The 21,302-nt window shown below is 67.4% G+C and carries 21 protein-coding genes; 16 read left to right on the top strand and 5 right to left on the bottom strand.

Annotated elements, in window-relative coordinates; genetic code table 11:
• Window positions 1-51: 51 nt before the first annotated feature.
• Window positions 52-618, top strand: a complete 567-nt coding sequence (locus ARC63_RS13395) for a TetR/AcrR family transcriptional regulator (RefSeq protein ID WP_057503550.1) — start codon at window positions 52-54, stop codon at window positions 616-618.
• 31 nt (window positions 619-649) lie between these two features.
• Here the strand turns inward: ARC63_RS13395 and ARC63_RS13400 are convergent, their stop codons facing one another.
• Both ARC63_RS13400 and ARC63_RS13405 read right to left on the bottom strand, forming a co-directional pair.
• A complete protein-coding gene (locus ARC63_RS13400) occupies window positions 650-1,009 on the bottom strand; it encodes a response regulator (RefSeq protein ID WP_010482617.1) in 360 nt (119 codons plus the stop codon).
• Complete coding sequence (locus ARC63_RS13405) at window positions 999-2,162, bottom strand: two-component system sensor histidine kinase NtrB (protein WP_414615410.1); 1,164 nt, start codon at window positions 2,160-2,162, stop codon at window positions 999-1,001. Before ARC63_RS13405 ends, ARC63_RS13400 begins: the two co-directional genes overlap by 11 nt.
• A gap of 150 nt (window positions 2,163-2,312) precedes the next feature.
• On the opposite strand from ARC63_RS13405, the gene ARC63_RS13410 reads away from it, so the two are divergent.
• From ARC63_RS13410 to ARC63_RS13430, 5 genes are all read left to right on the top strand, one after another.
• On the top strand, window positions 2,313-5,414 hold the full coding sequence (locus ARC63_RS13410) for a response regulator (protein WP_057503551.1): 3,102 nt from the start codon (window positions 2,313-2,315) through the stop codon (window positions 5,412-5,414).
• Window positions 5,411-6,235, top strand: coding sequence for a CheR family methyltransferase (locus tag ARC63_RS13415; protein ID WP_057503552.1), 825 nt, complete (start codon window positions 5,411-5,413; stop codon window positions 6,233-6,235). Before ARC63_RS13410 ends, ARC63_RS13415 begins: the two co-directional genes overlap by 4 nt.
• Window positions 6,235-6,810 (top strand): chemotaxis protein CheB, encoded by a 576-nt coding sequence (locus ARC63_RS13420; protein ID WP_010482610.1) that lies wholly within the window; start codon window positions 6,235-6,237, stop codon window positions 6,808-6,810. Before ARC63_RS13415 ends, ARC63_RS13420 begins: the two co-directional genes overlap by 1 nt.
• The gene (locus ARC63_RS13425) at window positions 6,807-7,940 is read left to right on the top strand and encodes a hybrid sensor histidine kinase/response regulator (RefSeq protein WP_010482609.1); all 1,134 of its coding nucleotides are present in this window, start codon (window positions 6,807-6,809) and stop codon (window positions 7,938-7,940) included. The genes ARC63_RS13420 and ARC63_RS13425 overlap by 4 nt, the downstream gene beginning before the upstream one ends.
• Window positions 7,941-8,023: 83 nt before the next feature.
• Window positions 8,024-8,452: a BLUF domain-containing protein gene (locus tag ARC63_RS13430; protein WP_057503553.1), complete on the top strand. Its 429-nt coding sequence runs from the start codon at window positions 8,024-8,026 to the stop codon at window positions 8,450-8,452.
• A 3-nt stretch (window positions 8,453-8,455) separates the two neighbouring features.
• Here ARC63_RS13430 and ARC63_RS13435 read toward each other — a convergent pair whose 3' ends face one another.
• A complete protein-coding gene (locus ARC63_RS13435; protein WP_049410702.1) occupies window positions 8,456-8,776 on the bottom strand; it encodes an ArsR/SmtB family transcription factor in 321 nt (106 codons plus the stop codon).
• 86 nt (window positions 8,777-8,862) lie between these two features.
• Between ARC63_RS13435 and ARC63_RS13440 the strand changes: the two genes are divergently transcribed.
• The 3 genes from ARC63_RS13440 (at window position 8,863) to ARC63_RS13450 (ending at window position 10,830) form a co-directional block, all read left to right on the top strand.
• Window positions 8,863-9,300, top strand: coding sequence for a YeeE/YedE family protein (locus ARC63_RS13440; RefSeq protein WP_049483264.1), 438 nt, complete (start codon window positions 8,863-8,865; stop codon window positions 9,298-9,300).
• Window positions 9,297-9,710: a DUF6691 family protein gene (locus ARC63_RS13445; RefSeq protein WP_057503554.1), complete on the top strand. Its 414-nt coding sequence runs from the start codon at window positions 9,297-9,299 to the stop codon at window positions 9,708-9,710. Before ARC63_RS13440 ends, ARC63_RS13445 begins: the two co-directional genes overlap by 4 nt.
• Before the next feature lie 67 nt (window positions 9,711-9,777).
• A complete protein-coding gene (locus tag ARC63_RS13450; RefSeq protein WP_057503555.1) occupies window positions 9,778-10,830 on the top strand; it encodes a linear amide C-N hydrolase in 1,053 nt (350 codons plus the stop codon).
• Here ARC63_RS13450 and ARC63_RS13455 read toward each other — a convergent pair.
• A complete protein-coding gene (locus ARC63_RS13455; protein ID WP_057503564.1) occupies window positions 10,827-11,606 on the bottom strand; it encodes a DUF6491 family protein in 780 nt (259 codons plus the stop codon). The genes ARC63_RS13450 and ARC63_RS13455 overlap by 4 nt on opposite strands.
• An 81-nt stretch (window positions 11,607-11,687) precedes the next feature.
• On the opposite strand from ARC63_RS13455, the gene ARC63_RS13460 reads away from it, so the two are divergent.
• The 6 genes from ARC63_RS13460 (at window position 11,688) to thrC (ending at window position 18,591) form a co-directional block, all read left to right on the top strand.
• Window positions 11,688-12,383 (top strand): helix-turn-helix domain-containing protein, encoded by a 696-nt coding sequence (locus tag ARC63_RS13460; protein ID WP_057503556.1) that lies wholly within the window; start codon window positions 11,688-11,690, stop codon window positions 12,381-12,383.
• Between the two features lie 166 nt (window positions 12,384-12,549).
• Window positions 12,550-13,500, top strand: coding sequence for a DMT family transporter (locus ARC63_RS13465; RefSeq protein WP_057503557.1), 951 nt, complete (start codon window positions 12,550-12,552; stop codon window positions 13,498-13,500).
• A gap of 137 nt (window positions 13,501-13,637) precedes the next feature.
• A complete protein-coding gene (locus ARC63_RS23810; RefSeq protein WP_269213947.1) occupies window positions 13,638-13,772 on the top strand; it encodes a hypothetical protein in 135 nt (44 codons plus the stop codon).
• 84 nt (window positions 13,773-13,856) lie between these two features.
• The gene (thrA, locus tag ARC63_RS13470; RefSeq protein ID WP_057503558.1) at window positions 13,857-16,361 is read left to right on the top strand and encodes a bifunctional aspartate kinase/homoserine dehydrogenase I; all 2,505 of its coding nucleotides are present in this window, start codon (window positions 13,857-13,859) and stop codon (window positions 16,359-16,361) included.
• Window positions 16,358-17,272 (top strand): homoserine kinase, encoded by a 915-nt coding sequence (locus ARC63_RS13475; RefSeq protein ID WP_057503559.1) that lies wholly within the window; start codon window positions 16,358-16,360, stop codon window positions 17,270-17,272. The genes thrA and ARC63_RS13475 overlap by 4 nt, the downstream gene beginning before the upstream one ends.
• 29 nt (window positions 17,273-17,301) lie before the next feature.
• Entirely contained in the window at window positions 17,302-18,591 is a 1,290-nt protein-coding gene (gene thrC / locus ARC63_RS13480; RefSeq protein WP_057503560.1) for a threonine synthase, read from the top strand.
• A 129-nt stretch (window positions 18,592-18,720) separates the two neighbouring features.
• On the opposite strand, the gene ARC63_RS13485 is transcribed toward thrC, so the two are convergent.
• Window positions 18,721-19,473 carry a Crp/Fnr family transcriptional regulator gene (locus ARC63_RS13485; protein ID WP_043397202.1) on the bottom strand — a complete coding sequence of 251 codons (753 nt, stop codon included), beginning with the start codon at window positions 19,471-19,473 and terminating at the stop codon, window positions 18,721-18,723.
• A 128-nt stretch (window positions 19,474-19,601) separates the two neighbouring features.
• Between ARC63_RS13485 and hisS the strand changes: the two genes are divergently transcribed.
• Entirely contained in the window at window positions 19,602-20,996 is a 1,395-nt protein-coding gene (gene hisS, locus ARC63_RS13490) for a histidine--tRNA ligase (RefSeq protein WP_057503561.1), read from the top strand.
• Window positions 20,997-21,302: the final 306 nt, after the last annotated feature.

Raw genomic sequence — 21,302 nt, forward strand, 5'->3', positions numbered from 1 at the left:
TAATTGATGATTCATGCTAGCGTGAGGGCGAACCCATACCTCAGCGTTTTCATGCGACCTGCCGCAGCACGCACCCGCCGCGACCTGCACCACGCCCTGGCAGCCACCCTGGTCAGCCATCCCCGCTGCACGCTCAGCGAACTGGCGCAGGGGGCAGGCATCAGCCGGGCCACGCTGTATCGGTTTGCACCGACACGTGAAGCGATAGACGAAGCACTGTTCGCCGCAGGCTTTGAGCGTCTGGAAGCGGCGGCGATCTGGTTCGACGAGGGCGGTGATGCACGCCACGTGCTGGAGCAGGTCACCGCCACGCTGCTGGCGGACTGGGAACTGGTGACGCTGCTGTTCGCGCGGATGATGGAAGAGCAGCAGCGCCAGGGCGACCTGCATCTTCTGCCGGAGCGCTGGGCGCCGATCGGCGAGCGCTTCGAGGCGTTTTTCCTGCGTGGTCAGGCGGCCGGAGAGTTCAACGTCGGTTTCACCGCAGTGTGGCTCGCGGACTTCTATTGGACCTGTTTCTACGGCATCACCTGGTCACTCGCACGTGGTCGGCTGGCGCCGGCCGCGGCGGCTTCCACGCTGCTGGCGTCGTTCCAGCGGGGGGCGATGAAGGGATGACCGCAGGGGCTTGCTGCCGGGGCGCCGTGGCTTACGCCTGCTTCAACAACTGCACCAGCTGGCGCAGCCGATACGGCTTGGGCAGGAACTCCACCTGTTCCGGCAGCGGCGGCAGCTGCGAACGGGCATAGCCGGACGACAGGATCATCCGCGCCTGCGGTTGTTCGCGCGCCACATGCTCGCTCAGCTCGATGCCGGACATGCCGTTGGGCATGCTGACGTCGCTGAACACCACGTCGAAACGTGCTTCGCCCTTCAGCAGGGCGGCGGCCTCATGCGCGTCGGCGGTCGTGGCCACGTCGATGCCGAGGTCGCGCAGGGCCAGGCCGATCATTTCACGCAGATCGGTCTGGTCTTCCACCATCAGTACGCGGATCGGGTCATCGGTCATCGGCAGGGTCCTCCATAGCGGGGAGCAGCAGGCTGACCGTGGTGCCGACACCGGGCGTGGTGGACACGTCGACGAAGCCGCCGCTCTGGGTAGTGAATCCGAACACCTGGCTCAGGCCCAGGCCGCTGCCCTTGCCGATGTCCTTGGTGGTGAAGAAGGGCTCGGTGGCCCGTTCGGCGATGTCGGCCGCCATTCCGTGGCCATCATCGCAGACGCTGAGCGTGACATAGCCCCGTTGCAGCGTGGAGTCCGCATCCGGGTCGAGCCGATGCTCCAATGCGGTGCCGATCAGGATGCGGCCGCCTTCGAGGGTGGCATCGGCGGCATTGGCCACCAGGTTGGCCAGCGCAGCCTGCAACTGCATCGCATCGGTGTTCACCAGGGGCAGGCCGGGTGTGAGCCGTAACTCCAGCAGCACCGCAGGCGGACAGGCGCGCTGCAGGTCCGGCAGCCATTGCAGTACCAGGGCATTGATGTCCAGTGGCTCGCGGATCAGGGTCTGGCCGGTGCTGAACGCCAGCAACTGGCGGGTCAACAGCGCGCCGCGGTCGGTGGCTGCCTGTGCAGCATCCAGCAGCTCGGCGGCACGCGCATCGTCACCGCTTACACGCAGTGAGAGCAGGTCCAGCGCGTTGCCGATGGTGGTCAGCAGGTTGTTGAATTCGTGCGAAAGGCCGCGGCTGAGGCGGCCGACGGTTTCGAACTGCTGGGTGTTGCGCAGCGCACGCTGGGCGTCGCGCAGCAGTCGTTGTGCCTGCCACTGCTCGGTGATGTCGCGGGTGATCTTGACGAAGCCGAGCAGCTCGCCTGCCTCGACGACCGGCTCGATGACCACGCTGGCACGGAACGAGGAGCCATCGCGACGTACCCGCCACCCTTCACTGGCAACGTGGCCATGTTGAGCTGCATGGCGGAGCAGGCGCTGCGGTTCCCCCGCCTCGCGATCGGCAGCCAGATAGAAACGGCCAAAGTGCGTGCCTACCACTTCATCGGCTGAATAGCCCTTGATGCGCTCCGCGCCCGGGTTCCAGCTGCAGACCATGCCATCAGGATCAAGAAGGTACAGCGCATGGTCGCGCACGCTGTCGATCAGCAGTCGCAGTTGGCGTGAAGGGTCCGTCAGCACGGACGTCGTAGAGGCGGCAGCGTCCACGTGGAAATGAGCATTACCCCTGGGAGGGACGTGAAGCTAGGCAGTGCAGTGTGAAGAGTGTGTGGAGGCATGGCACGTGCCATTCGTACTGTGCGGCTGAATACGACACGGGGTACCATCTCCCACCTTTATTTCCTGGAACCGACCTGCATGCGTCCTGGTGCGACCACGCGTGACCGCTGGATCTGGATGACCTCCGCCGTCCTGCTGGGGGCGACCATCGCCCTGGAACTGGTGGTTCCACTGGGCTATGCCGTCTGGCTGGCGTACTTCCTCGCTGTTGGCGTCACGCTGTTCCAGCGCAGTGCGCGCGCGCCGTTCATCGTGGCCGTCGTCGCCTGCGTCCTGTTGATCATTGGCTACAACGTCGCTCCGGCCAGCTCCAACTCGGCGTTCTCGCTGGTCAACCGAAGCATCGGCGGCTGTGCGTTCCTGATGATCGCGTTGATCGTCTCCCGCGCCATCCAGGCGCGGCGCGAAGCGATGCGGGCGCTGTGGCTGCAGGAAGCCGAGAACGCGGTGGCGATGAGCCTGCGCGGTGACCTGGGTCCGGAGCAGATCGCCGAGGCCGCGGCAACCAGCCTGGGGGCCCAACTGCAGGCGGATGTCGCCGCCGTCTACCGCCTGGAAGGGGGGCGACTGCAGCTGACCGGTGGCCTGGCATTGCCGTCCGGCATGCCGGCGTCGCTGGCATTGCAGGAGGGCGTGGCCGGGCAGGTGGCGCGGGACGAACGCATCCGCCACCTGCACGGGGGTGACGATTCGGTGCTTGAGCTGCAGACCAGCCTGGGGCGCTTGCCGGTGCGCGAGCGCATCCTGGCGCCGATCAGCAGCGATGGTGCGGTCGTGGGCATCGTTGAACTGGGACGCACCCGCGCCGGCGAACAGGATCGACTCGATGTCGAGCTGCTGGAGCGCTGTGCAGAGACCATCGGCATGGCGCTGCGCGCATCACTGCTGCGTGCACAGTTGGTGGTGCTGCTGGAGGAATCCCAGCGCCAGGGCGAGGAGCTGCAGGCCCAGCAGGAAGAGCTGCGCGTGGCCAATGAGGAACTGGAAGAGCAGAGCCGCAGCCTGCTGCAGTCGCAGAGCCATCTGGAAGAACAGCAGGCCGAGCTGGAACAGAGCAACGTCCAGCTGGAAGAGCGCACCCACGAGCTGGAGGCGCAGAAGCAGGCGCTGCTGGTCGCGCAGAGCCAGCTGGTGCGCAACAGCAACGAACTGGCCGCCACCTCGCGCTACAAGTCCGAGTTCCTGGCCAACATGTCGCATGAACTGCGTACGCCGCTGAACAGCTCGCTGATCCTGGCCAAGCTGCTGGCCGACAACAAGGACGGCACGCTCACCGAAGAACAGGTGAAGTATGCGCGCGCGATCCTGTCGTCCAACAACGACCTGCTGGCGCTGATCAATGACATCCTGGACCTGTCGCGCATCGAGGCCGGCCACGTCGAGCTGGCCGATGAAGTGGTGGTGACGGACAGCGTGCTGCAGCGCCTGCGCGAGACCTTCGAGCCGATGGCGCGGCAGAAGGGCCTGGCCCTGCAGATCGAGGCCGATGCGCTGGCGCCGAGCCAGCTGGTGGTCGACAGCCAGCGCCTGCAGCAGATCCTGAAGAACCTGCTGGCCAATGCGGTGAAGTTCACCGAGCATGGAAAGGTCAGCCTGCACGTGCGTGCGGGCGGCCAGGGCCGCATCCGGTTCGAGGTCTGCGACAGCGGTATCGGCATTGCCCGCGAGCAGTTGCAGGTCATCTTCGAGGCGTTCCGCCAGGCCGATGGCAGCACCCGCCGCCGCTACGGTGGCACCGGCCTGGGGCTGTCGATCTCGCGCGATCTGGCCGAGCGCATGGGCGGCAGCATCCAGGTCGACAGTGAACCGGGCCGCGGCAGCTGCTTCATCCTGGAACTGCCGTTGCAGGGTGCGCCCGCATCGAACGCCACTGACATCTCTGCGGCGCCCGTGGCGGCGCCCGCCACGGCCACTGTGCCGGCGATGCCGGTACCTGCAGCGGCCGCGGTGGCGCCGACCACGACGGTGCCCAGCGTGGCCGATGACCGCGGTCGTCGCCAACGCGCTGGCCGCTTGATCCTGGCCGTTGAGGACGACGCCACGTTCGCCGAAGCACTGGTGGCCCTGGCCCATGAACTGGACTTTGACTGCGTGGTGGCCGGGACCGCCGAAGAGGCGCTGACCCTGGCCAGCGAACTGCGCCCGAACGGCATCCTGCTCGATATCGGCCTGCCGGACGTGTCCGGCCTGAGCGTACTGGAGCGCCTGAAGCGCAACCCCGATACCCGGCATATCCCGGTGCACGTGGTCTCGGCGATGGACCGCAGCCAGGTGGCGCGCGAGCTGGGCGCGATTGGTTTCGCGATCAAGCCGACCACGCGCGAGCGTCTGGTGTCGGCCATCGAGCAGCTGGAGCAGACCAGCCAGCGCGACGTGCGGCGTCTGCTGATCGTCGAGGACGACAGTGAGCTGCGCCACAACCTGGAACTGCTGCTGGGCCGTGATCAGCTGCAGATTGTCGCGGTGGGCACTCTGGCCGGTGCGCTGGAGCAGCTGAGTACGGTCACCTTCGACTGCATGGTGATGGACCTGTCGCTGCCCGACGGCAGTGGTTACGACCTGCTCGAGCACATGGCCGGCAACGATGATGTCGGCTTCCCGCCAGTGATCGTCTACACCGGCCGTGCGCTCAACCGCGAGGAAGAGCAGCGCCTGCGCCGCTACTCCAAGAGCATCATCATCAAGGGCGCGCGCTCGCCCGAGCGCCTGCTGGATGAGGTGACCCTGTTCCTGCACAGCGTGGAGGCCAGCCTGCCGACCGACCAGCAGCGCCTGCTGCGCGAGGCACGCCGCCGTGACACCGTGCTCGATGGACGCACCGTGCTGCTGGCCGAGGATGACGTGCGCAACATCTTCGCGCTGTCCAGCGTGCTCGAGCCGCTGGGCGTGACGCTGGAGATCGCGCGCAACGGCCAGGAAGCGGTGGATCGCCTGGCCGAGCGCGACGTCGACCTGGTGCTGATGGACATCATGATGCCGGAGAAGGATGGCCTGGCCGCGATGCGCGAGATCCGCGCGCAGCGTCACCTGCAGGACCTGCCGATCATCGCGTTGACTGCCAAGGCGATGCCCGATGATCGTGAGCGCTGCCTGCAGGCCGGTGCCAACGACTACATCGCCAAGCCCATCGACGTCGACAAGCTGGTCTCGCTGTGCCGGGTCTGGTGCTCGCGGCAATGAACGAACAGGCCCTGTTCGACCTGGAACTGAAGGTCCTGCTGGAGGCGCTGTACCAGCGTTACCACTACGATTTCCGCAGCTATGCGGTGTCATCGCTGCGCCGGCGCATGCGCCAGGCGATGCAGCGCTACGAGTGCGAACGGCTGGTCGATCTGCAGTACCGGCTGCTGCACGAGCCGGAACTGTTCGCCCAGGCCATGCAGTTCTTCACCGTGCAGGTCTCGGAGATGTTCCGTGACCCCGCGTACTTCCGTGAGCTGCGTGAGCAGGTGGTGCCAGTACTGCGTACCTATCCCTCGGTGAAGTTGTGGGTGGCCGGTTGCAGCACCGGTGAGGAAGTGTGGTCGCTGGCGATCCTGCTGCACGAAGAGGGCCTGCTTGATCGCAGCATCGTCTATGCCACCGACATCAATCCGGCCGCGCTGGCCACCGCCGAGGCGGGTGCCTATGGCATCGACCGGATGGCCCAGTTCAGCCGCAACTACCTGGCCGCCGGCGGCAGGGCGTCGCTGTCCGACTACTACGCCACCGCCTACGATGGTGCGGTGTTCGACCGCCAGCTGCGTCGCAACGTGGTGTTCGCCGACCACAGCCTGGCTACCGATACCGTGTTCTCCGAGGTGCACCTGGTCTCGTGCCGCAACGTGCTGATCTATTTCAACCGCGATCTGCAGGACCGCGCCGTCGGCCTGTTCCGCGAAGCGCTGGTGCACCGTGGCTTCCTTGGCCTGGGCAGCAAGGAGTCGCTGCAGTTCGGGTGCCACCATGACGCCTTCGATGTCTGTTCGCGCGAGCATCGCCTGTACCGGAAGGTGGCCTGATGGCGTTGCCGGCGCGTCCAGCCGTGCTGGTGATCGGCGCGTCCGCCGGTGGCGTGGCCGCCTTGCAGGCGGTACTTGGTGCACTGCCGGGTACGCTGCCGGTACCGGTACTGGCCGTGCTGCACCTGCCGCGTGACCGTACCAGCCGCATCGCCGAGGTGCTGGCGCCGTACTGCGCGTTGCCGGTGCGCGAAGCCGAAGACAAGCAGCCGTTGCAGCCGGGTACGGTGACGTTCGCGCCGCCGGATTACCACCTGCTGGTGGAGGACGAGGGATCGGTGGCGTTGTCGGTGGATGCGCCGGTGCTGTTTTCCCGTCCGGCCATCGATCCACTGTTCGACTCCGCTGCTGCAGTGTTCGGCGGGCAGGTATTGGCCCTGCTGCTGACCGGTGCCAGCAGCGACGGCAGTGAAGGCGTGGCTGCGGTGCGCGCCGCCGGTGGCCGTGCCTGGCTGCAATGTCCCGAGGAGGCCGAGGCGTCGATGATGCCGGCTTCCGCCCTGCAGCATGCCGGCGCCGATGCCGTGCTGCCCCTTGAACTGATGTGTCGCCGCCTGAAGGAGTTGTTTGCATGAACCTGTTGCCACCGGATCCTGCGCAGCCGCAGACCCCGGTCAACCTGCTGATCGTCGATGACGTGCCGCAGAACCTGGTAGCCATGCAGGCCCTGCTGCAGCGAGAAGGGGTCAACCTGCTGCTGGCCGGCTCGGGTGCGCAGGCGCTGGAGTTGCTGCTCGAGCACGAGGTGGCATTGGCCCTGCTTGACGTGCACATGCCGGAGATCGATGGCTTCACCCTGGCCGAACTGATGCGCGGTTCGCATCGCAGCCGCGACGTGCCGATCATCTTCCTGACCGCCTCCCCGGATGATCCCCTGCGCGTGTTCAAGGGCTACGAGAGCGGCGCGGTCGATTTCCTGCACAAGCCGGTGGCGCCGCAGGTGATCCTGAGCAAGGTCAATGTCTTCATCGAGCTGTACCAGCAGCGGCAGCTGCTGAAGGCGCGCAACGAGGCGCTGGAACGCGCGCTCAAGCTCAACGAAACGATGGCTGCGGTACTGACCCACGACCTGCGCACGCCGCTGTCGGCCATTCTGCTGTGTGCCGACAAGCTGGCGCTGGATCTTCCCGAAGACAACACTGGCGCGCAGCAGACGCTGCAGTACCTGGAGGCCAGCACCCTGCGCATGGCGCGCATGGTCGAGCAGTTGCTGGACTTCTCGCGGATCCGCAGCGGCGGCCTGCGCCTGCAGGCCAGTGCCTGCGATCTGGCCGACGTGACCCGCGCAGTGGTGGCTGAGGCGGGCAGTGCGCATGGGGCAGGCCGGATCCATCTGGACATGCACGGTGATACGCGGCTGCAGGGCGATCTGGACCGTCTCGGCCAGGTTGCCGCCAACCTGGTCGGTAATGCGCTGACCCACGGCAGCGAGGCGAGGGTGGAGGTGGACGGGCGCGACCCCCGCAGCGTGCTGTTGCGTGTGAGCAACGCCGGCCGGATCGACGACGCGCTGCTGCCGCGGTTGTTCGAGCCGTTCAAGGCCAGCTTCCACCAGAGCAAGGGCCTGGGGCTGGGTCTGTACATCGTCGATCAGTTCGTGCGCGCGCATGGGGGGCGTATCGCCGCGCGCAACGAGGCCGGGCAGGTGGTCTTCGAAGCCCTGCTGCCGAGGCGCGTCGAGGGGCTGCCTGCAGCAGCAACCTGAATTCTTCAGGAAGCGCCCGCGGGTGTTGAGACGGACTCGTCCGCAACTGCTACCGTGGGTGTACATCTTGTCAAGGAAGCACCATGCCACTGCGTGCCATCGCCTATGTCAGCCAGGCGCTGCCGGATCTTTCCGCTGAACGGTTGCGGGCGCTGGTCGACGATGCAGCCCGCTTCAACAAGATGGCGGGCGTGACCGGTGTGCTGCTGCATGACGGCGGGCGATTCCTGCAGTACATCGAGGGGCCGCCGGATGGTATCGACTCGGTCTACGAGCGGATCCTGCAGGCTGGCAGCCACATCGACATCATCGAACTTGCGCGCGGCCGCCTCGGTCAGCGCCAGTTTCCGTACTGGTCGATGCGCGCGTTGCCGGTGGAAGAGGCGCTGCTGCGCCAGCTGTCATCCAGCGACTGGTCGGGTTTTACCCGTGCCCTCCAGGGCGATCGGTCCGCGCCGACGCCGGTGGATCTGCTCGACAACGTCGTGCAGCCAGTCCTGCACGCCGGCTGAGCGTCAACGCGAGGTGCCGCCGCAGTAGGCGGCATGCAGCGCCTGCAACACGCCCAGTGCGGGCCCTTCAATCACGCGGTAGTGGATCGCCTGCGCTTCGCGCCGGGTCGCGACGATGTCCAGTTCGCGCAGCACCGCCAGATGCTGTGACAGCGCTGATGCGCTGAGTCCGGTCAGTGCCTGCAGTTCCGGCACCGGCGCCTCACCTTCGACGAGGCGGCACAGCACGCGCAGCCGCGCAGGATGGGCCAGGCTCTTGAGCAGGGCCGCAGCCTGCGAGGCGTGCTCGGCCATGGCGGCGCTGTCGAGCGGGGTGCGGGCCATGGTTGACCTGTTGATTTAGAAAAAGCTAATTTAGAAAAATCTAAATCAAAAGGCAAGCGAATGTACGGAATGGGCGGAGGCAGGTCATGACCCTGCCGTGGGCCGCGGTGGCGGGGGGCGCGTTGATCGGTGCGGCGGCGGTGGTGCTGCTGGCAACCACGGGCCGGGTGGCCGGCATCAGTGGCATCGCTGCTGGCAGTGTGCGTGCCGCGCCAGGTGAGCGAGGTTGGCGCTGGGCGTTCCTGCTCGGCCTGCTGGCTGCTGCAGGGTTGGTGATGTGGTGGCAGGCCGCGCCAGGGCAAGCGCCCCGCGCCCTGCTGCGTGATGCCTTGCCGGCGTGGCAGCTGGTCGGTGCCGGCCTGCTGGTCGGCTTCGGTACGCGGTTGGGCAATGGCTGCACCAGTGGTCACGGGGTCTGCGGCCTGGCCCGCGGCTCAAAACGGTCGCTGCTGGCGGTGCTGGTGTTCATGGCCTGCGCGATGCTGACCACGTTCCTGATCCGTCACGGCGGAGGCTTGGCATGAGCCGCGCGATGGTGGCCGCCGGTGCGGCAGGCGCGCTTTTCGGCGCAGGCCTGGCGTTGGCCGGCATGACCGATCCGCGCCGCATCCTCGGTTTCCTCGACATCGCCGGCGATGTCGATCCCACCTTGGCCTGGGTGCTGGCCTCTGCACTGCTGGTCAGCGCGGTTGGCCAGCGCTGGGTGCTGCGGCGCGCGCGTCCGTCCTGCGCAACGCGCTTCCAATTGCCCGCTGCGCGCGGTGTCGATCTGCGCCTGGTGCTGGGCGCGGCGTTGTTCGGCATCGGCTGGGGCTGGGCAGGCTATTGCCCGGGCCCTGCCATCGCCGGGCTGGCGGTGGGATCGCGCGAGGCGCTGTGGTTCGTGCCGGCGATGCTTGCAGGTTTCTGGCTGCACGATCGCGCAGTCCGCTGAGGCTTCACCGCTGTGTCACCCTGCATGGGGTCATATCCATGGATCACGGGGAAAGGAGCGCAACGACATGGCACGGATGAAGTGGAAGGAAAAGGCACTGCTGGCGGTCGCGCTGGCCGCCGCAGTGGCACCCGCGCTGGCCTGCACGCGTGCGGTGTACCTGGGCGACAACGGCGATGTGATCACCGCGCGCTCGATGGACTGGAAGGTCGATGTGGCGACCAACCTCTACATACTGCCGCGCGGCATTGCCCGCACCGGTCAGGCCGGCCCGAAGTCGTTGGCCTGGACCGCGCGTTACGGTTCGGTGGTGGCCACCGGCTACGACGTGTCGACCACCGATGGCATGAACGAAAAGGGCCTGGTGGCCAACCTGCTGTGGCTGGTCGAGTCGGAGTATCCACAGCAGCGTGGCAACAAACCGGGCCTGGCGATTTCGTTGTGGGCACAGTACGTGCTGGACAACTTCGCAACGGTGGAGGAGGCAGTGGCAGCGCTGAAGCGTGAGCCGTACTCCATCGTCACCGACAAGGTGCCCGGCGAGGATCGGCAGGCAACGCTGCATCTTTCACTGTCCGATGCCAGCGGCGACAGCGCCATCGTCGAGTACATCGGCGGTCGCCAGGTGATACACCATGACCGGCGCTATCAGGTGATGACCAACTCGCCGATCTTCGAGCAGCAGCTGGCCCTCAACAGTTACTGGCAGCAGATCGGCGGCACGGTGATGCTGCCGGGTACCAACCGCTCCGCTGACCGCTTCGCGCGCGCCTCGTTCTACATCAACGCCATTCCCAAGGCCGAGGATCCGGTGGTGGCGCTGGCCAGTGTGTTCAGCGTGATCCGCAACACCTCGGTGCCGTACGGCATCACCACGCCGGGCGAGCCGAACATCTCATCCACACGCTGGCGCACCGTGGCTGACCACAAGCGGCGGCTGTACTTCTTCGAATCGGCGCTGACCCCGAACACCTTCTGGGTCGATCTGAACAAGGTCGATTTCGGCGGCAAGGTGCTCAAGCTCGATCTCGGCCCGGACCAGCGCAATACCTTCGCTGGCGATGCACTGGGTCACTTCGTGCCCAGCGCACCGTTCACCTTCCTCGGCGTCGACGGTTAGTTCGACGCCTGGCTGGAGGCCGGGTAGACCGCCTGGATCGCGCAGCTGCCGCGGGTGTACTGCGGCAGCGGGGCGATGCTCTCACTGCGCAGATCGTCTGTCTCGAACTCGGCAGCCATGATCCGATCGCCAGGATTGCCGCAGATCAAGCCATTCTGCAGGCCCGAGTGGAAGCTCAGCTGCGGCGCGCGGTCGAGCTGGCGGCAGTGGCTGCCGAGTTCGACCCGGTAGTAGCGATGGCCACCATTTCGGTGCGGATTGGTCTCCACCAGCATGCCCTGCGGGTCGGAGGACCAGGCGCGCACGTTGCGCGTGGCAAAGCAGTAGGACGGTGAGCCGCCGAAGCTGCGGCGTACCTCCTTGCGTTCGCGGATGGTCACGGCGGGCAGGGTGGCCGTGCGCAGGCGGTCGCTGTCGCGGGCGACGCTGGCGTAGTCACGATCCTGCAGCGGGGTGACCGCGATGATGGCGCATCGGCGGCCGTCGACCACGACGCGTTCGCTGGGGCGGCCGCAGGCCCAGCCGGCGGGGGCTTCCAGCTTCAACGAGGTGGCACCGCGGACACCGGGGCAATCTTCGTTGAAGTCGATCCGATAGGCCTGGCCGGAGGCGGCGCGCAGTGCGATCGAGCGCGGTGAAGCCTGCTCCACTTCCTGTACGCCGACAGCGTCCATGCAGTGCGGAGCCGGTGGCGTACGCTCCTGTGCGGAGGCCGAAGCTGCGAGCATCAGGCCGAGGCTGGTGGCGAGCACCGGGGACACCTGCTGATGGGTCACGTCCTGCACTCCCTGCGTTGGATGACGGATCGACTATAGCAGCGGTTTGCACGGCCGTTGTTACACGCGCACACTGCGCTGATGGGCGCGATCTTCCATCTGCGGCACTACGGGCAGGCCACTGGCCTGGATCGGCATGACTACGCGCAGTGGGTGCTCCCGCTGCAGGGTGAGCTGCAGTTCGAGATGGAAGGGCGCGGTGGTCGGCTGGACCTGCTGCAGGGGGCTTTTGTTGCCGCCGGCGAAGCGCATGACCAGATGGCTGACGGTCCCAATGGGTTCGTGATCGTTGACTGTCCTCCGGGCGTGCTCGATGACGGCACGCAGGAGCATCTGTGCCGGCAGCGCTGGCTGCATCTGCCGCTGGCATTGCGTCGGCGCCTGGCCGAGGTGCAGGCAGGGCAGCCGATGCCGGCGCTGCTGCCGCAGTTGCTGCAGGTATTTGCACCTGCTGGCAGTGGCGCGCGCATGCAGGGCTTGTGTGCGGCGGTGCAGGCCGACCCCGGGCAGGCGTGGCCGGTGGCGCGCATGGCCGCGTTCGTCGGGGTCAGCGAGAGCCGGTTGCACGCGCTGTTCCAGCAGGAGTTCGGGCTCAGCCCGCAAGCCTGGCTCAGTGCGTGCCGGTTGCGCTGGGCCAAGCATCGGTTGCGCACCAGCACGGCGCCGATCAGCGATATCGCGCTGGCCGCAGGCTATTCCGAGCAGAGCGCACTGACCCGTGCGCTGCGCCGCGAGTGTGGCCAGACCCCGGCCGCGTGGCGCAGGAGCGCCGGCTGATCTGTAGAGCCGAGCCCACGCTCGGCTGCCCTTATCTGCACAAGGGCGAATCGCAGCCGAGCATGGGCTCGGCCCTACAGAGGTGACAAGACAGTAGCCTGGGTCAAGAGCGCCCAGCGGCCAGCGCTTACACTGCGCGGCCCGTTCTCTCCCCCGAAGAACCCGAATGCGCAACAACCCGATGGCCCTGGGCATCGCCAATGGCGTTGCCGCCGGCGCACTGTGGGGCGTGGTTTTCCTCGCGCCCGCCGTGCTGCAGTCGTTCAACGCCCTGCAACTGTCGGCCGGTCGCTATCTGGTCTACGGCCTGATCGCCGTAGCCCTGCTGCTGCCGCGATGGAAGCGGCTGGCGCCGCGGCTGGGCCGCGCCGAATGGATCGGCCTGCTGTGGCTGAGCCTGGCCGGGAACCTCGTGTATTTCCTGTTGCTGGCCACGGCGGTGCAGTGGGCCGGTGGCGCGGCGGCGTCCTTGATTGTCGGCCTGATTCCGGTGGTGGTCACCCTGGTTGGCGTGCGCGAGCAGGGGGCGGTGCCGCTGAGGCAGCTGCTGCCGGCGCTGGGCCTGTGCGTGCTCGGCGTGGGACTGGTTGGCTGGGAAGCGCTGATGTCCGAGCATCTGGCAACCCCGTGGCGGCAGCGCCTGATCGGCCTGCTGTGCGCGTTCGGCGCGCTGTTCTCGTGGGCGTTGTACTCGATCGGCAACAGCCGCTGGCTGGCGCGCCGACCGGACCTGTCCAGCCATGACTGGTCGCTGCTGACCGGCGTGACGACTGGCGGCCTGGCCCTGCTGCTGGTGCCGATGGCCTTCATCGGTCACACCGGCGGGCACACAGCGGCACAGTGGAGTGGTTTCTGGGCGATCAGCGCCGGTGTGGCAGTGGTGGCCTCGATCCTCGGCAACGCATTCTGGAACCGCGCCAGCCGCCTGCTGCCACTGACCCTGACCGGCCAGATGATCGTGTTCGAGACTTTGTTCGCGCTGCTGTATGCCTTCGCCTGGCAGCAGCGCTGGCCGACGCTGCTGGAAGCGCTGGCCATCGTGTTGCTGCTGTCCGGCGTGATGCGGTGCGCGCATGCCCACCGCACGCCGCGGGCGATCGCCGAACATGCCGGCTGAATGCGCTCGTCAAGCGTGCTGATGCCCGCTTGGTCTCAGATGCAACCAAATGCCCGCACGTTGACCGATGATCGCCGCAATGGTTTTTGCATCGCAGCACTTGACAGCCGCCCGGCGCGCAGTGTTTTCTGTACGCCATGGTTCCTGATGCCGCCCACGCCAGCCTGATCGCCCCCGCCGCCGCGGGCCGTTCGACTGCGCCGGTCGCCACCACCACCATTACCACCACCACCGTCACCACTGCCCTGGTGCGGCCCGTCGTCTTCGTGTAACTCCCGAAAACCACGGCCCCGCACCATACAGGTGGCGGGGAAACTCGACACCTGCATGCGACGGGGCCTCCTGCCGAGGTCTGCATGTCTTCCCACGCCCCCGCTCATCCCGTTGCCCCGGCCGAACTGGCTGCACCGTCCACTGTCGTGCACAAGTTCGGCGGCACCTCGGTGGCCGATGCCGAACGTTACCGCCATGTTGCCGGCCTGCTGCTGGCCCGTCCCGAATCGCTGCAGGTCACTGTCGTCTCGGCGATGAAGGGCGTCACCGACGCCTTGATTGAACTGGCCCGGCTGGCGGCCAAGGGTGATGAAAGCTGGCGTGAAGCGTGGCATGCGCTGCGCGCGCGCCATCGCGGCGCCGCCGTGGCGCTGTTGGGCGAGCAGGTGGGCGAGACGGTCGAATGGATCGACGCCCGCTTTGATCAGCTGGCCGAAGTGCTGGCCGCGCTGGCGGTGATCGGTGAACTGCCGCGCGAGGTCCTGGACCGCGTGCAGGGCCTGGGCGAAGTGTTCTCCGCGCAGCTGCTTGGCACCCACCTGCGGGCGTTGGGCGAAGAGTGTGCGGTGCTCGATGCGCGTGATGTGCTGGTGGTCGGGCACGGTGAACTGGGCGTGGATGTCGACTGGGAAGCCAGTGCCGACCGCCTGGCCAAGTGGCGTCTGCAGCACCCGCAATCGCGCCTGGTTGCCACCGGATTCGTCGCGCGTGATCGCGATGACCGTATCACCACCCTCGGCCGCAACGGCAGCGATTACTCCGGCGCGATCTTCGCCGCGCTGTTCAATGCCGATGAACTGCACATCTGGACCGATGTTGACGGCGTGCTGTCGGCCGACCCGCGGCTGGTGCCTGAAGCCGTGCAGCTGGAATCGCTGAGCTACGACGAAGCCTGCGAACTGGCCTACTTCGGTGCCAAGGTGGTGCATCCGCAGACGATGTCGCCGGCGATCCGCCTGGGCCTGCCGATCTTCATCCGCAACACGTTCCAGCCGGCGCATCCGGGTACGCGCATCAGTGCCGAGCGCTCGCCACGCGGACCAGTGAAGGGCCTGACCCTGAGCCCCGGGCTGGCCCTGCTGAACCTGGAAGGCACCGGCCTGATCGGTGTACCCGGTACGGCCGAGCGCGTGTTCGCGGCCCTGCGCCAGGCACAGGTGTCGGTGGTGATGATCTCGCAGGGTTCGTCGGAGCATTCGATCTGCTGCGTGGTGCGTGCTGCTGAAGCAGCGCGTGGCCGCGAGGCGCTGCTGCACGCGTTCGCGCACGAATTGTCGGTCGGTCAGGTGCAGCGCGTGCAGGTCAGTGAGGGCGTCAGCGTCCTGGCGGCGGTCGGTGACGGCATGGCCGGCCAGCCCGGTGTGGCCGCACGCCTGTTCGAGGCATTGGGGCGTGCGCAGGTGAACATTCTTGCGATCGCACAGGGCTCGTCCGAACGCAACATCTCGGTCGCGGTGGACAGCGCCGATGCCACCCGCGCGCTGCGCGCGGCGCATGCCGGTTTCTGGCTGTCGCCGCAGACCTTCGCGGTCGGTGTGATCGGGCCGGGCAATGTCGGTGCCGCACTGCTGGACCAGCTGCTGGCGGCCCGCCCGCAGCTGCTGGCCAAGGCCAACGTCGACCTGCGCCTGCGCGCGCTGGCTTCGCGTTCGCGCATGCGCCTGGATGCGGATGGGCTGCATGCCGACTGGCGGGAGGCTCTGCAGGGCGCCGGCGAGTGCAGCGATCTGGATCGCTTCACCGAACACCTGCTGGCCGCGCACCTGCCGCATGCGGTGGTGATCGACTGCAGCGGCAGCGCCGAGGTGGCCGAGCGCTACGAGGGCTGGCTGGCGGCCGGCATCCATGTGGTCACCCCGAACAAGCAGGCCGGGGCCGGGCCGCTGCCGCGCTACCAGCGCATCCGCGCCGCGGCGGCGGCAAGTGGCGCACGCTTCCGCTACGAGGCTACGGTGGGTGCAGGCCTGCCGGTGATCACCACGCTGCGTGACCTGGTTGATACCGGTGATGAAGTGCTGGCGATCGAGGGCATCTTCTCCGGCACGCTGGCCTGGCTGTTCAACCGCTTCGATGGCAGCCAGCCGTTCTCGCAGCTGGTCGCGCAGGCGCGGTCGATGGGCTACACCGAGCCGGACCCGCGCGATGACCTGTCCGGCGTGGACGTGGCGCGCAAGCTGGTGATCCTGGCGCGCGAGGCCGGCCACGCACTCAGCCTGGAACAGGTACAGGTGGAAAGCCTGGTGCCGGCGCTGCTGCGCGAGGGCAGCGTGGATGACTTCATGGCGCGGCTGGGCGAGTCCGATGCCAGCCTGCTTCAGCGCCTGCAGGACGCGCGGGCGCGTGGCGCGGTGCTGCGCTACGTGGCGCAGCTGGGTGCCGGCGGCGCCTCGGTGGGCCTGCAGGAACTGCCCGCCGATCACGCCTTCGCCAACCTGCGGCTGACCGACAACGTGGTGCAGTTCCGTACCCGCCGTTACTGCGACAATCCGTTGGTGGTGCAGGGGCCGGGCGCTGGCCCGGAAGTGACCGCGGCCGGTGTGTTCGCCGACCTGCTGCGGGTGGCCGCCGGCGAAGGAGCGCGCCTGTGATCGCACGTGCGTTCGCGCCTGCGTCGGTGGCCAACGTGGCGGTGGGCTTCGACATTCTTGGTCATGCCATTGCCGGTGTTGGCGATACCGTGAGCGTGCGCCGCATCGATGAACCGGTGGTGCGCATCGATGCGATACGTGGCAGTGCGGTTGAGCTGCCACTGGATGCGGCTGGAAACACCGCAGGTGCTGCGCTGATGTCGCTTCGCGCAGGGCTGGCCCTGGACTTCGGATTCGCGGTGGAGATTGACAAGGGCATTCCGTTCGGCTCCGGCATGGGCGGTTCGGCAGCGTCGTGCGTCGCTGCGCTGGTCGCCGCCAATGCACTGCTGGATGCGCCGCTGACGCGCGAGGCGCTGTATCCGTTTGCGCTGGATGGCGAGGCGGTGGCCAGTGGTGGCCGTCACGGTGACAACGTGGGGCCATTGCTGCTGGGCGGGCTTGCACTGTGCACGGCCGACCGCCTGCTGCCGATTCCGGTACCGGCTACCTGGCACAGCCTGCTGGTGCATCCGCACGCGGTACTGGAAACACGCCGCGCACGCCAGGCGCTGCACGGCAGCTATGCGCTGGGCGAATTCGTGGCACAGAGTGCGAACCTTGCGCTGGTACTCAGTGGCTGCCATCGCAGCGACGCCGCGCTGGTCCGCGCAGGCCTGCGTGATGTGCTGGTGGAGCCTCGCCGCGCCGGCCTGATTGCGGGCTTCGAGGCCGCACGCGATGCGGCGCTGTCTGCGCATGCGATGGGCGCGGGCATTTCGGGCGCTGGCCCCAGCGTGTTCGCCTGGTTCGAGGACGCCGACCACGCCCGCGCCGCTGCCGCACCGGTGCAGGCGGCATTCGCCGCCGCCGGTTTCGACAGCGATGCCTGGGTGTCGCCGCTGGATGCACCGGGAGCCCGCTTGTGCTGAATCCTTCCCCTTTACTGGATACCCAACCCATGCAATTTGTCTCGACACGCGGCCAGTCCCCGGCTGTTGGCCTCAGCGCGGCGATCGCTGCAGGATTGGCGCCCGATGGTGGGCTGTATGTTCCGCAGGTGCTGCCGGCGCCACGTGAGCTGCAGACCGGCGCAACGCTGGCCGATACCGCCGCCGATCTGCTGGCACCGTTCTTTGCAGGCGATGCTCTGGAGGCAGCGCTGCCATCGATCTGCCGCGAGGCGTTCGACTTTCCGGCACCGCTGCGTCCACTGGGCGGCGGTGACCATGTGCTGGAGCTGTTCCATGGGCCGACGGCGGCGTTCAAGGATATCGGTGCGCGCTTCCTGGCCGGTACGCTGTCGCGGCTGCAGGCTGGCCAGGATCGCGACCTGACGATCGTCGTCGCCACCTCCGGCGATACCGGTGCCGCGGTGGCGGCGGCGTTCCATCGCCAGCCCGGCGTGCGCGTGGTGGTGCTGTATCCGGATGGCCGCGTGTCACCACGGCAGGCGCATCAGCTCGGCTGCTTCGGCGACAACATCCAGGCGCTGCGCGTGGCCGGTGCCTTCGACGACTGCCAGGCGATGGTCAAGCAGGCGCTGGCTGACCGCGAACTGCAGGCACAGGTGCCGCTGAGCTCGGCCAACAGCATCAGCCTGGGCCGCCTGCTGCCGCAAATGAGCTACTACGCGCATGCGGCACTGACCCATCATGCTGAAACCCGTCGCCGGCTCAACCTGGTGGTGCCGACCGGCAACCTTGGCAACGCAATGGCTGCGGTGCTGGCGCGTGCGCTGGGCGTGCCGATCGGACAGATCGTGCTGGCCACCAATGCCAATGTGGTACTGCCAGCGTACTTCAGCGGCGGCGACTACCAGCCGCAGGCCAGTGTGGCCACCGTGGCCAATGCAATGGACGTAGGGGCGCCAAGCAACTTCGAACGCCTGCGCTGGCTTTACCACGGAGATGATGCCGAGCTGCGCGCTGCGTTCCGTGCGTTCGCGGTGGACGACGTGACCATCCGCGCCACGATTGCCGCAGCGTATGCCAGCAGTGGCGAACTGTTCTGCCCGCACACGGCGACGGCGGTGAAGGTGCTGCAGGATCTGCGCGCGCGTGGTGCCAAGGGTGACTGGGCGGTGGTGGCTACCGCCCATCCGGCCAAGTTCGAGGCTGTGGTCGAACCGTTGATCGGCGAACCCGTGGCCGTGCCGCCTGCATTGGATGCGTTGTTGCAGCGGCCGGCGCACGCCGAACCGTTGGCCGCCGATTACGCGGCGTTGCGTGAGGTGTTGGCTCCCATGTAGAGCCGAGCCATGCTCGGCTGTTGTTCGCGCACGGCGCGATGAGTCGAGCATGGCTCGACTCTACAATGCCCTTCGCGCAACACGGGTAGTGCCGGCCGCTGGCCGGCAACCCCATGAACTGCGAAACCCTCAGATCAACCCTTCACCCGCCAGCGTGCGCAGCCCGTCCTCGTCGAGGATCTCCACCACGTTCAGGTGGGGCAGGGCGATCAGCCCCTGCTGGCGCAGCTTGGTGAAGGTGCGGCTGACCGTTTCCATGGTCAGGCCCAGGTGGTCGGCGATATCGCCGCGGCCCATTGGCAGCGACACGCGCAGGCCGTCGCCACCCAGCTTGGCCTCGCGTGCAGCCAGGCGCAGCAGGAAATCGGCCAGTTTTTCGGCAGGCTGCAGGCGGGCGAGTGCCAGCGCAGCATCCTGTGCGGCATCCAGTTCCTGGCAGGCGCGCTGCAGCAGCTTGCGCTCCAGGTGCGGGAAGCGGCTGCGCAACGCCTTCATCTGTGGCAGCGCAACGCGGCATACCCGGCTGTCGGCGATGGCCTCGATGTCGTAGCGGTGGTGATCGCTGCCGCTCAGGCCCAGGTAGTCGCCGGGCAGCACGAAGCCGTTGATCTGGCGGCGGCCGTCGGCCAGGGTGCGCACCAGGCGCAGTGCGCCGCCGGTCAATGTATAGACATGGTCGCGCTCTTCACCGGTGCGGGCCAGCGTGCTGCCCATGCTGACCTGCTGCGATACGGTGACCTGTTCCAGCGCCTGCACTTCATCGGGCGACAGCGCCGAGCACACCGCAAGGTGGCGAACCGAGCAGTGCAGGCAGTCCAGCGTGGCGCAGGACGGCGAGGCGGGATCGTTGGTGGCGGGCGGAGCGCCGGAAGGCCGGGACATGTTGCGGGGGCGTATCGCGGGCGAGGGAGGGCCTTATGATACTTCAAGCGGCCGTTCGACCCTGCCCGAGGCGGGGGCGCTAGAATGTCGCCCCCCTCCCACGTCCCGTTCCAGCAGGAGTTCCGCCCGTGATCAAGCCCCGTACCCCGCCCGGCACCCTTGAGCTGCTGCCGCGCGAGCAGATTGCGTTCCAGCGCATGCTGGACGTCATCCGCCGCAATTACGAGCGCTTCGGGTTCCTGCCGGTGGAGACGCCGGTGTTCGAGCTGTCCGACGTGCTGCTGACCAAGTCCGGTGGCGAGACCGAGCGCCAGGTGTATTTCGTGCAGTCCACCGGTGCGCTGGCCAACGCCGCCGAATCGGGTGACCGTTCGCTGCCGGAAATGGCGCTGCGCTTCGACCTGACCGTGCCGCTGGCGCGCTACGTGGCCGAGCACGAACACGAACTGACCTTCCCGTTCCGCCGTTACCAGATGCAGCGCGTGTACCGTGGCGAGCGTGCCCAGCGCGGCCGTTTCCGCGAGTTCTACCAGTGCGACATCGACGTGATCGGCAAGGACAGCCTGAGCGTGCGTTACGACGCCGAAGTGCTGGCGGTCATCCACGCGGTGTTCTCGGAACTGCGCATCGGTGACTTCAGCATCCAGCTGAACAACCGCAAGCTGATGCGCGGCTTCTTCGAAAGCCTGGGCGTGGCCGAAGGCGAGCGCCAGCTGGCGGTACTGCGCGAAGTGGACAAGCTGGACAAGCGCGGTGCCGATTACGTGCGCGAAACGCTGGTGGGCGAGGGCTTCGAGATTCCGGCCGAGCAGGTCGAGAAGATCCTGGCATTCGTGGCCGTGCGTTCGCAGGGTCATGCCGATGCGCTGGCGCACCTGGCCACGCTTGAAGCCGACGCCGGTTCTTCGGAGATCCTGCGTGCCGGCGTGGCCGAACTGCGCGAAGTGCTGCAGCTGGTGCAGGCGCTGGGCGTGCCGGAAACCGCGTACTGCCTGAACTTCTCCATCGCGCGCGGCCTGGACTACTACACCGGCACCGTCTACGAGACCACGCTGACCGATCACCCTCAGATCGGCTCGATCTGCTCGGGCGGCCGCTACGAAGACCTGGCCAGCCACTACGGCAAGTCGAAGCTGCCGGGCGTGGGCATTTCCATCGGCCTGTCGCGCCTGTTCTGGCAGCTGCGCGAAGCGGGCCTGATCGACGGCATCGAAGCCAGCAGCGTGCAGGCGCTGGTGGCGCTGATGGACGAGCAGGGTATGCCGCAGTCGCTGGACATCGCGCGCCGCCTGCGCGCCGGTGGCATCAATACCGAAGTGCAGATGGAACCGAAGAAGATCGGCAAGCAGTTCCAGTACGCCGCCAAGGCCGGCATCCGCTTCGTGGTGCTGGCCGGTGAGGACGAACTGACGCGCGGCGTGGTGGCGGTGAAGGACCTGGTGCGCGAGCAGCAGTTCGAAGTCTCCCGCGACGAGCTGGCCAGCACCCTGCAGGTCGAGCTGGAGCAGTCGAAGGTGATGTAACGGCCGGTTGGCCGCGCGCCAACACGCCACGAGAACGCCCACCACCCGGTGGGCGTTCTCGTTTCCGGGCCTCGGCCGTCCCGACAGCTCGCGGCCAACTGTCGAAGGCGGGGTGGGTCCGGTTGAGGGGGCGTGAACCCCCTGGATGCGGGGACCCAGCTCACATGGACGTACTTGCCTCCTCCCCCCCAAACGGACCCCCCCCGCCAACCCCCCGATAGCCAGCTTCTGCTGTTGACGTTGACCGTGCTTCTGCGGGTGCCGGGGCGCTAACACCCCCAACCAAACACCCTCCTCGGGGCTCAG

The organism is Stenotrophomonas geniculata ATCC 19374 = JCM 13324 (genome assembly GCF_001431625.1).
Taxonomy (GTDB): domain Bacteria; phylum Pseudomonadota; class Gammaproteobacteria; order Xanthomonadales; family Xanthomonadaceae; genus Stenotrophomonas; species Stenotrophomonas geniculata.

Coding starts and splice junctions, on each gene's coding strand:
- ARC63_RS13460 (WP_057503556.1), top strand. CDS start 11,688: ATGGGCGCGATCTTCCATCTGCGGCACTACGGGCAGGCCACTGGCCTG.
- thrA (WP_057503558.1), top strand. CDS start 13,857: ATGTCTTCCCACGCCCCCGCTCATCCCGTTGCCCCGGCCGAACTGGCT.
- ARC63_RS13420 (WP_010482610.1), top strand. CDS start 6,235: ATGGCGTTGCCGGCGCGTCCAGCCGTGCTGGTGATCGGCGCGTCCGCC.
- ARC63_RS23810 (WP_269213947.1), top strand. CDS start 13,638: ATGGTTCCTGATGCCGCCCACGCCAGCCTGATCGCCCCCGCCGCCGCG.
- thrC (WP_057503560.1), top strand. CDS start 17,302: ATGCAATTTGTCTCGACACGCGGCCAGTCCCCGGCTGTTGGCCTCAGC.
- ARC63_RS13415 (WP_057503552.1), top strand. CDS start 5,411: ATGAACGAACAGGCCCTGTTCGACCTGGAACTGAAGGTCCTGCTGGAG.
- ARC63_RS13430 (WP_057503553.1), top strand. CDS start 8,024: ATGCCACTGCGTGCCATCGCCTATGTCAGCCAGGCGCTGCCGGATCTT.
- ARC63_RS13440 (WP_049483264.1), top strand. CDS start 8,863: ATGACCCTGCCGTGGGCCGCGGTGGCGGGGGGCGCGTTGATCGGTGCG.
- ARC63_RS13435 (WP_049410702.1), bottom strand. CDS start 8,776: ATGGCCCGCACCCCGCTCGACAGCGCCGCCATGGCCGAGCACGCCTCG.
- ARC63_RS13395 (WP_057503550.1), top strand. CDS start 52: ATGCGACCTGCCGCAGCACGCACCCGCCGCGACCTGCACCACGCCCTG.
- ARC63_RS13400 (WP_010482617.1), bottom strand. CDS start 1,009: ATGACCGATGACCCGATCCGCGTACTGATGGTGGAAGACCAGACCGAT.
- ARC63_RS13445 (WP_057503554.1), top strand. CDS start 9,297: ATGAGCCGCGCGATGGTGGCCGCCGGTGCGGCAGGCGCGCTTTTCGGC.
- ARC63_RS13465 (WP_057503557.1), top strand. CDS start 12,550: ATGCGCAACAACCCGATGGCCCTGGGCATCGCCAATGGCGTTGCCGCC.
- ARC63_RS13425 (WP_010482609.1), top strand. CDS start 6,807: ATGAACCTGTTGCCACCGGATCCTGCGCAGCCGCAGACCCCGGTCAAC.
- ARC63_RS13450 (WP_057503555.1), top strand. CDS start 9,778: ATGGCACGGATGAAGTGGAAGGAAAAGGCACTGCTGGCGGTCGCGCTG.
- ARC63_RS13410 (WP_057503551.1), top strand. CDS start 2,313: ATGCGTCCTGGTGCGACCACGCGTGACCGCTGGATCTGGATGACCTCC.
- ARC63_RS13485 (WP_043397202.1), bottom strand. CDS start 19,473: ATGTCCCGGCCTTCCGGCGCTCCGCCCGCCACCAACGATCCCGCCTCG.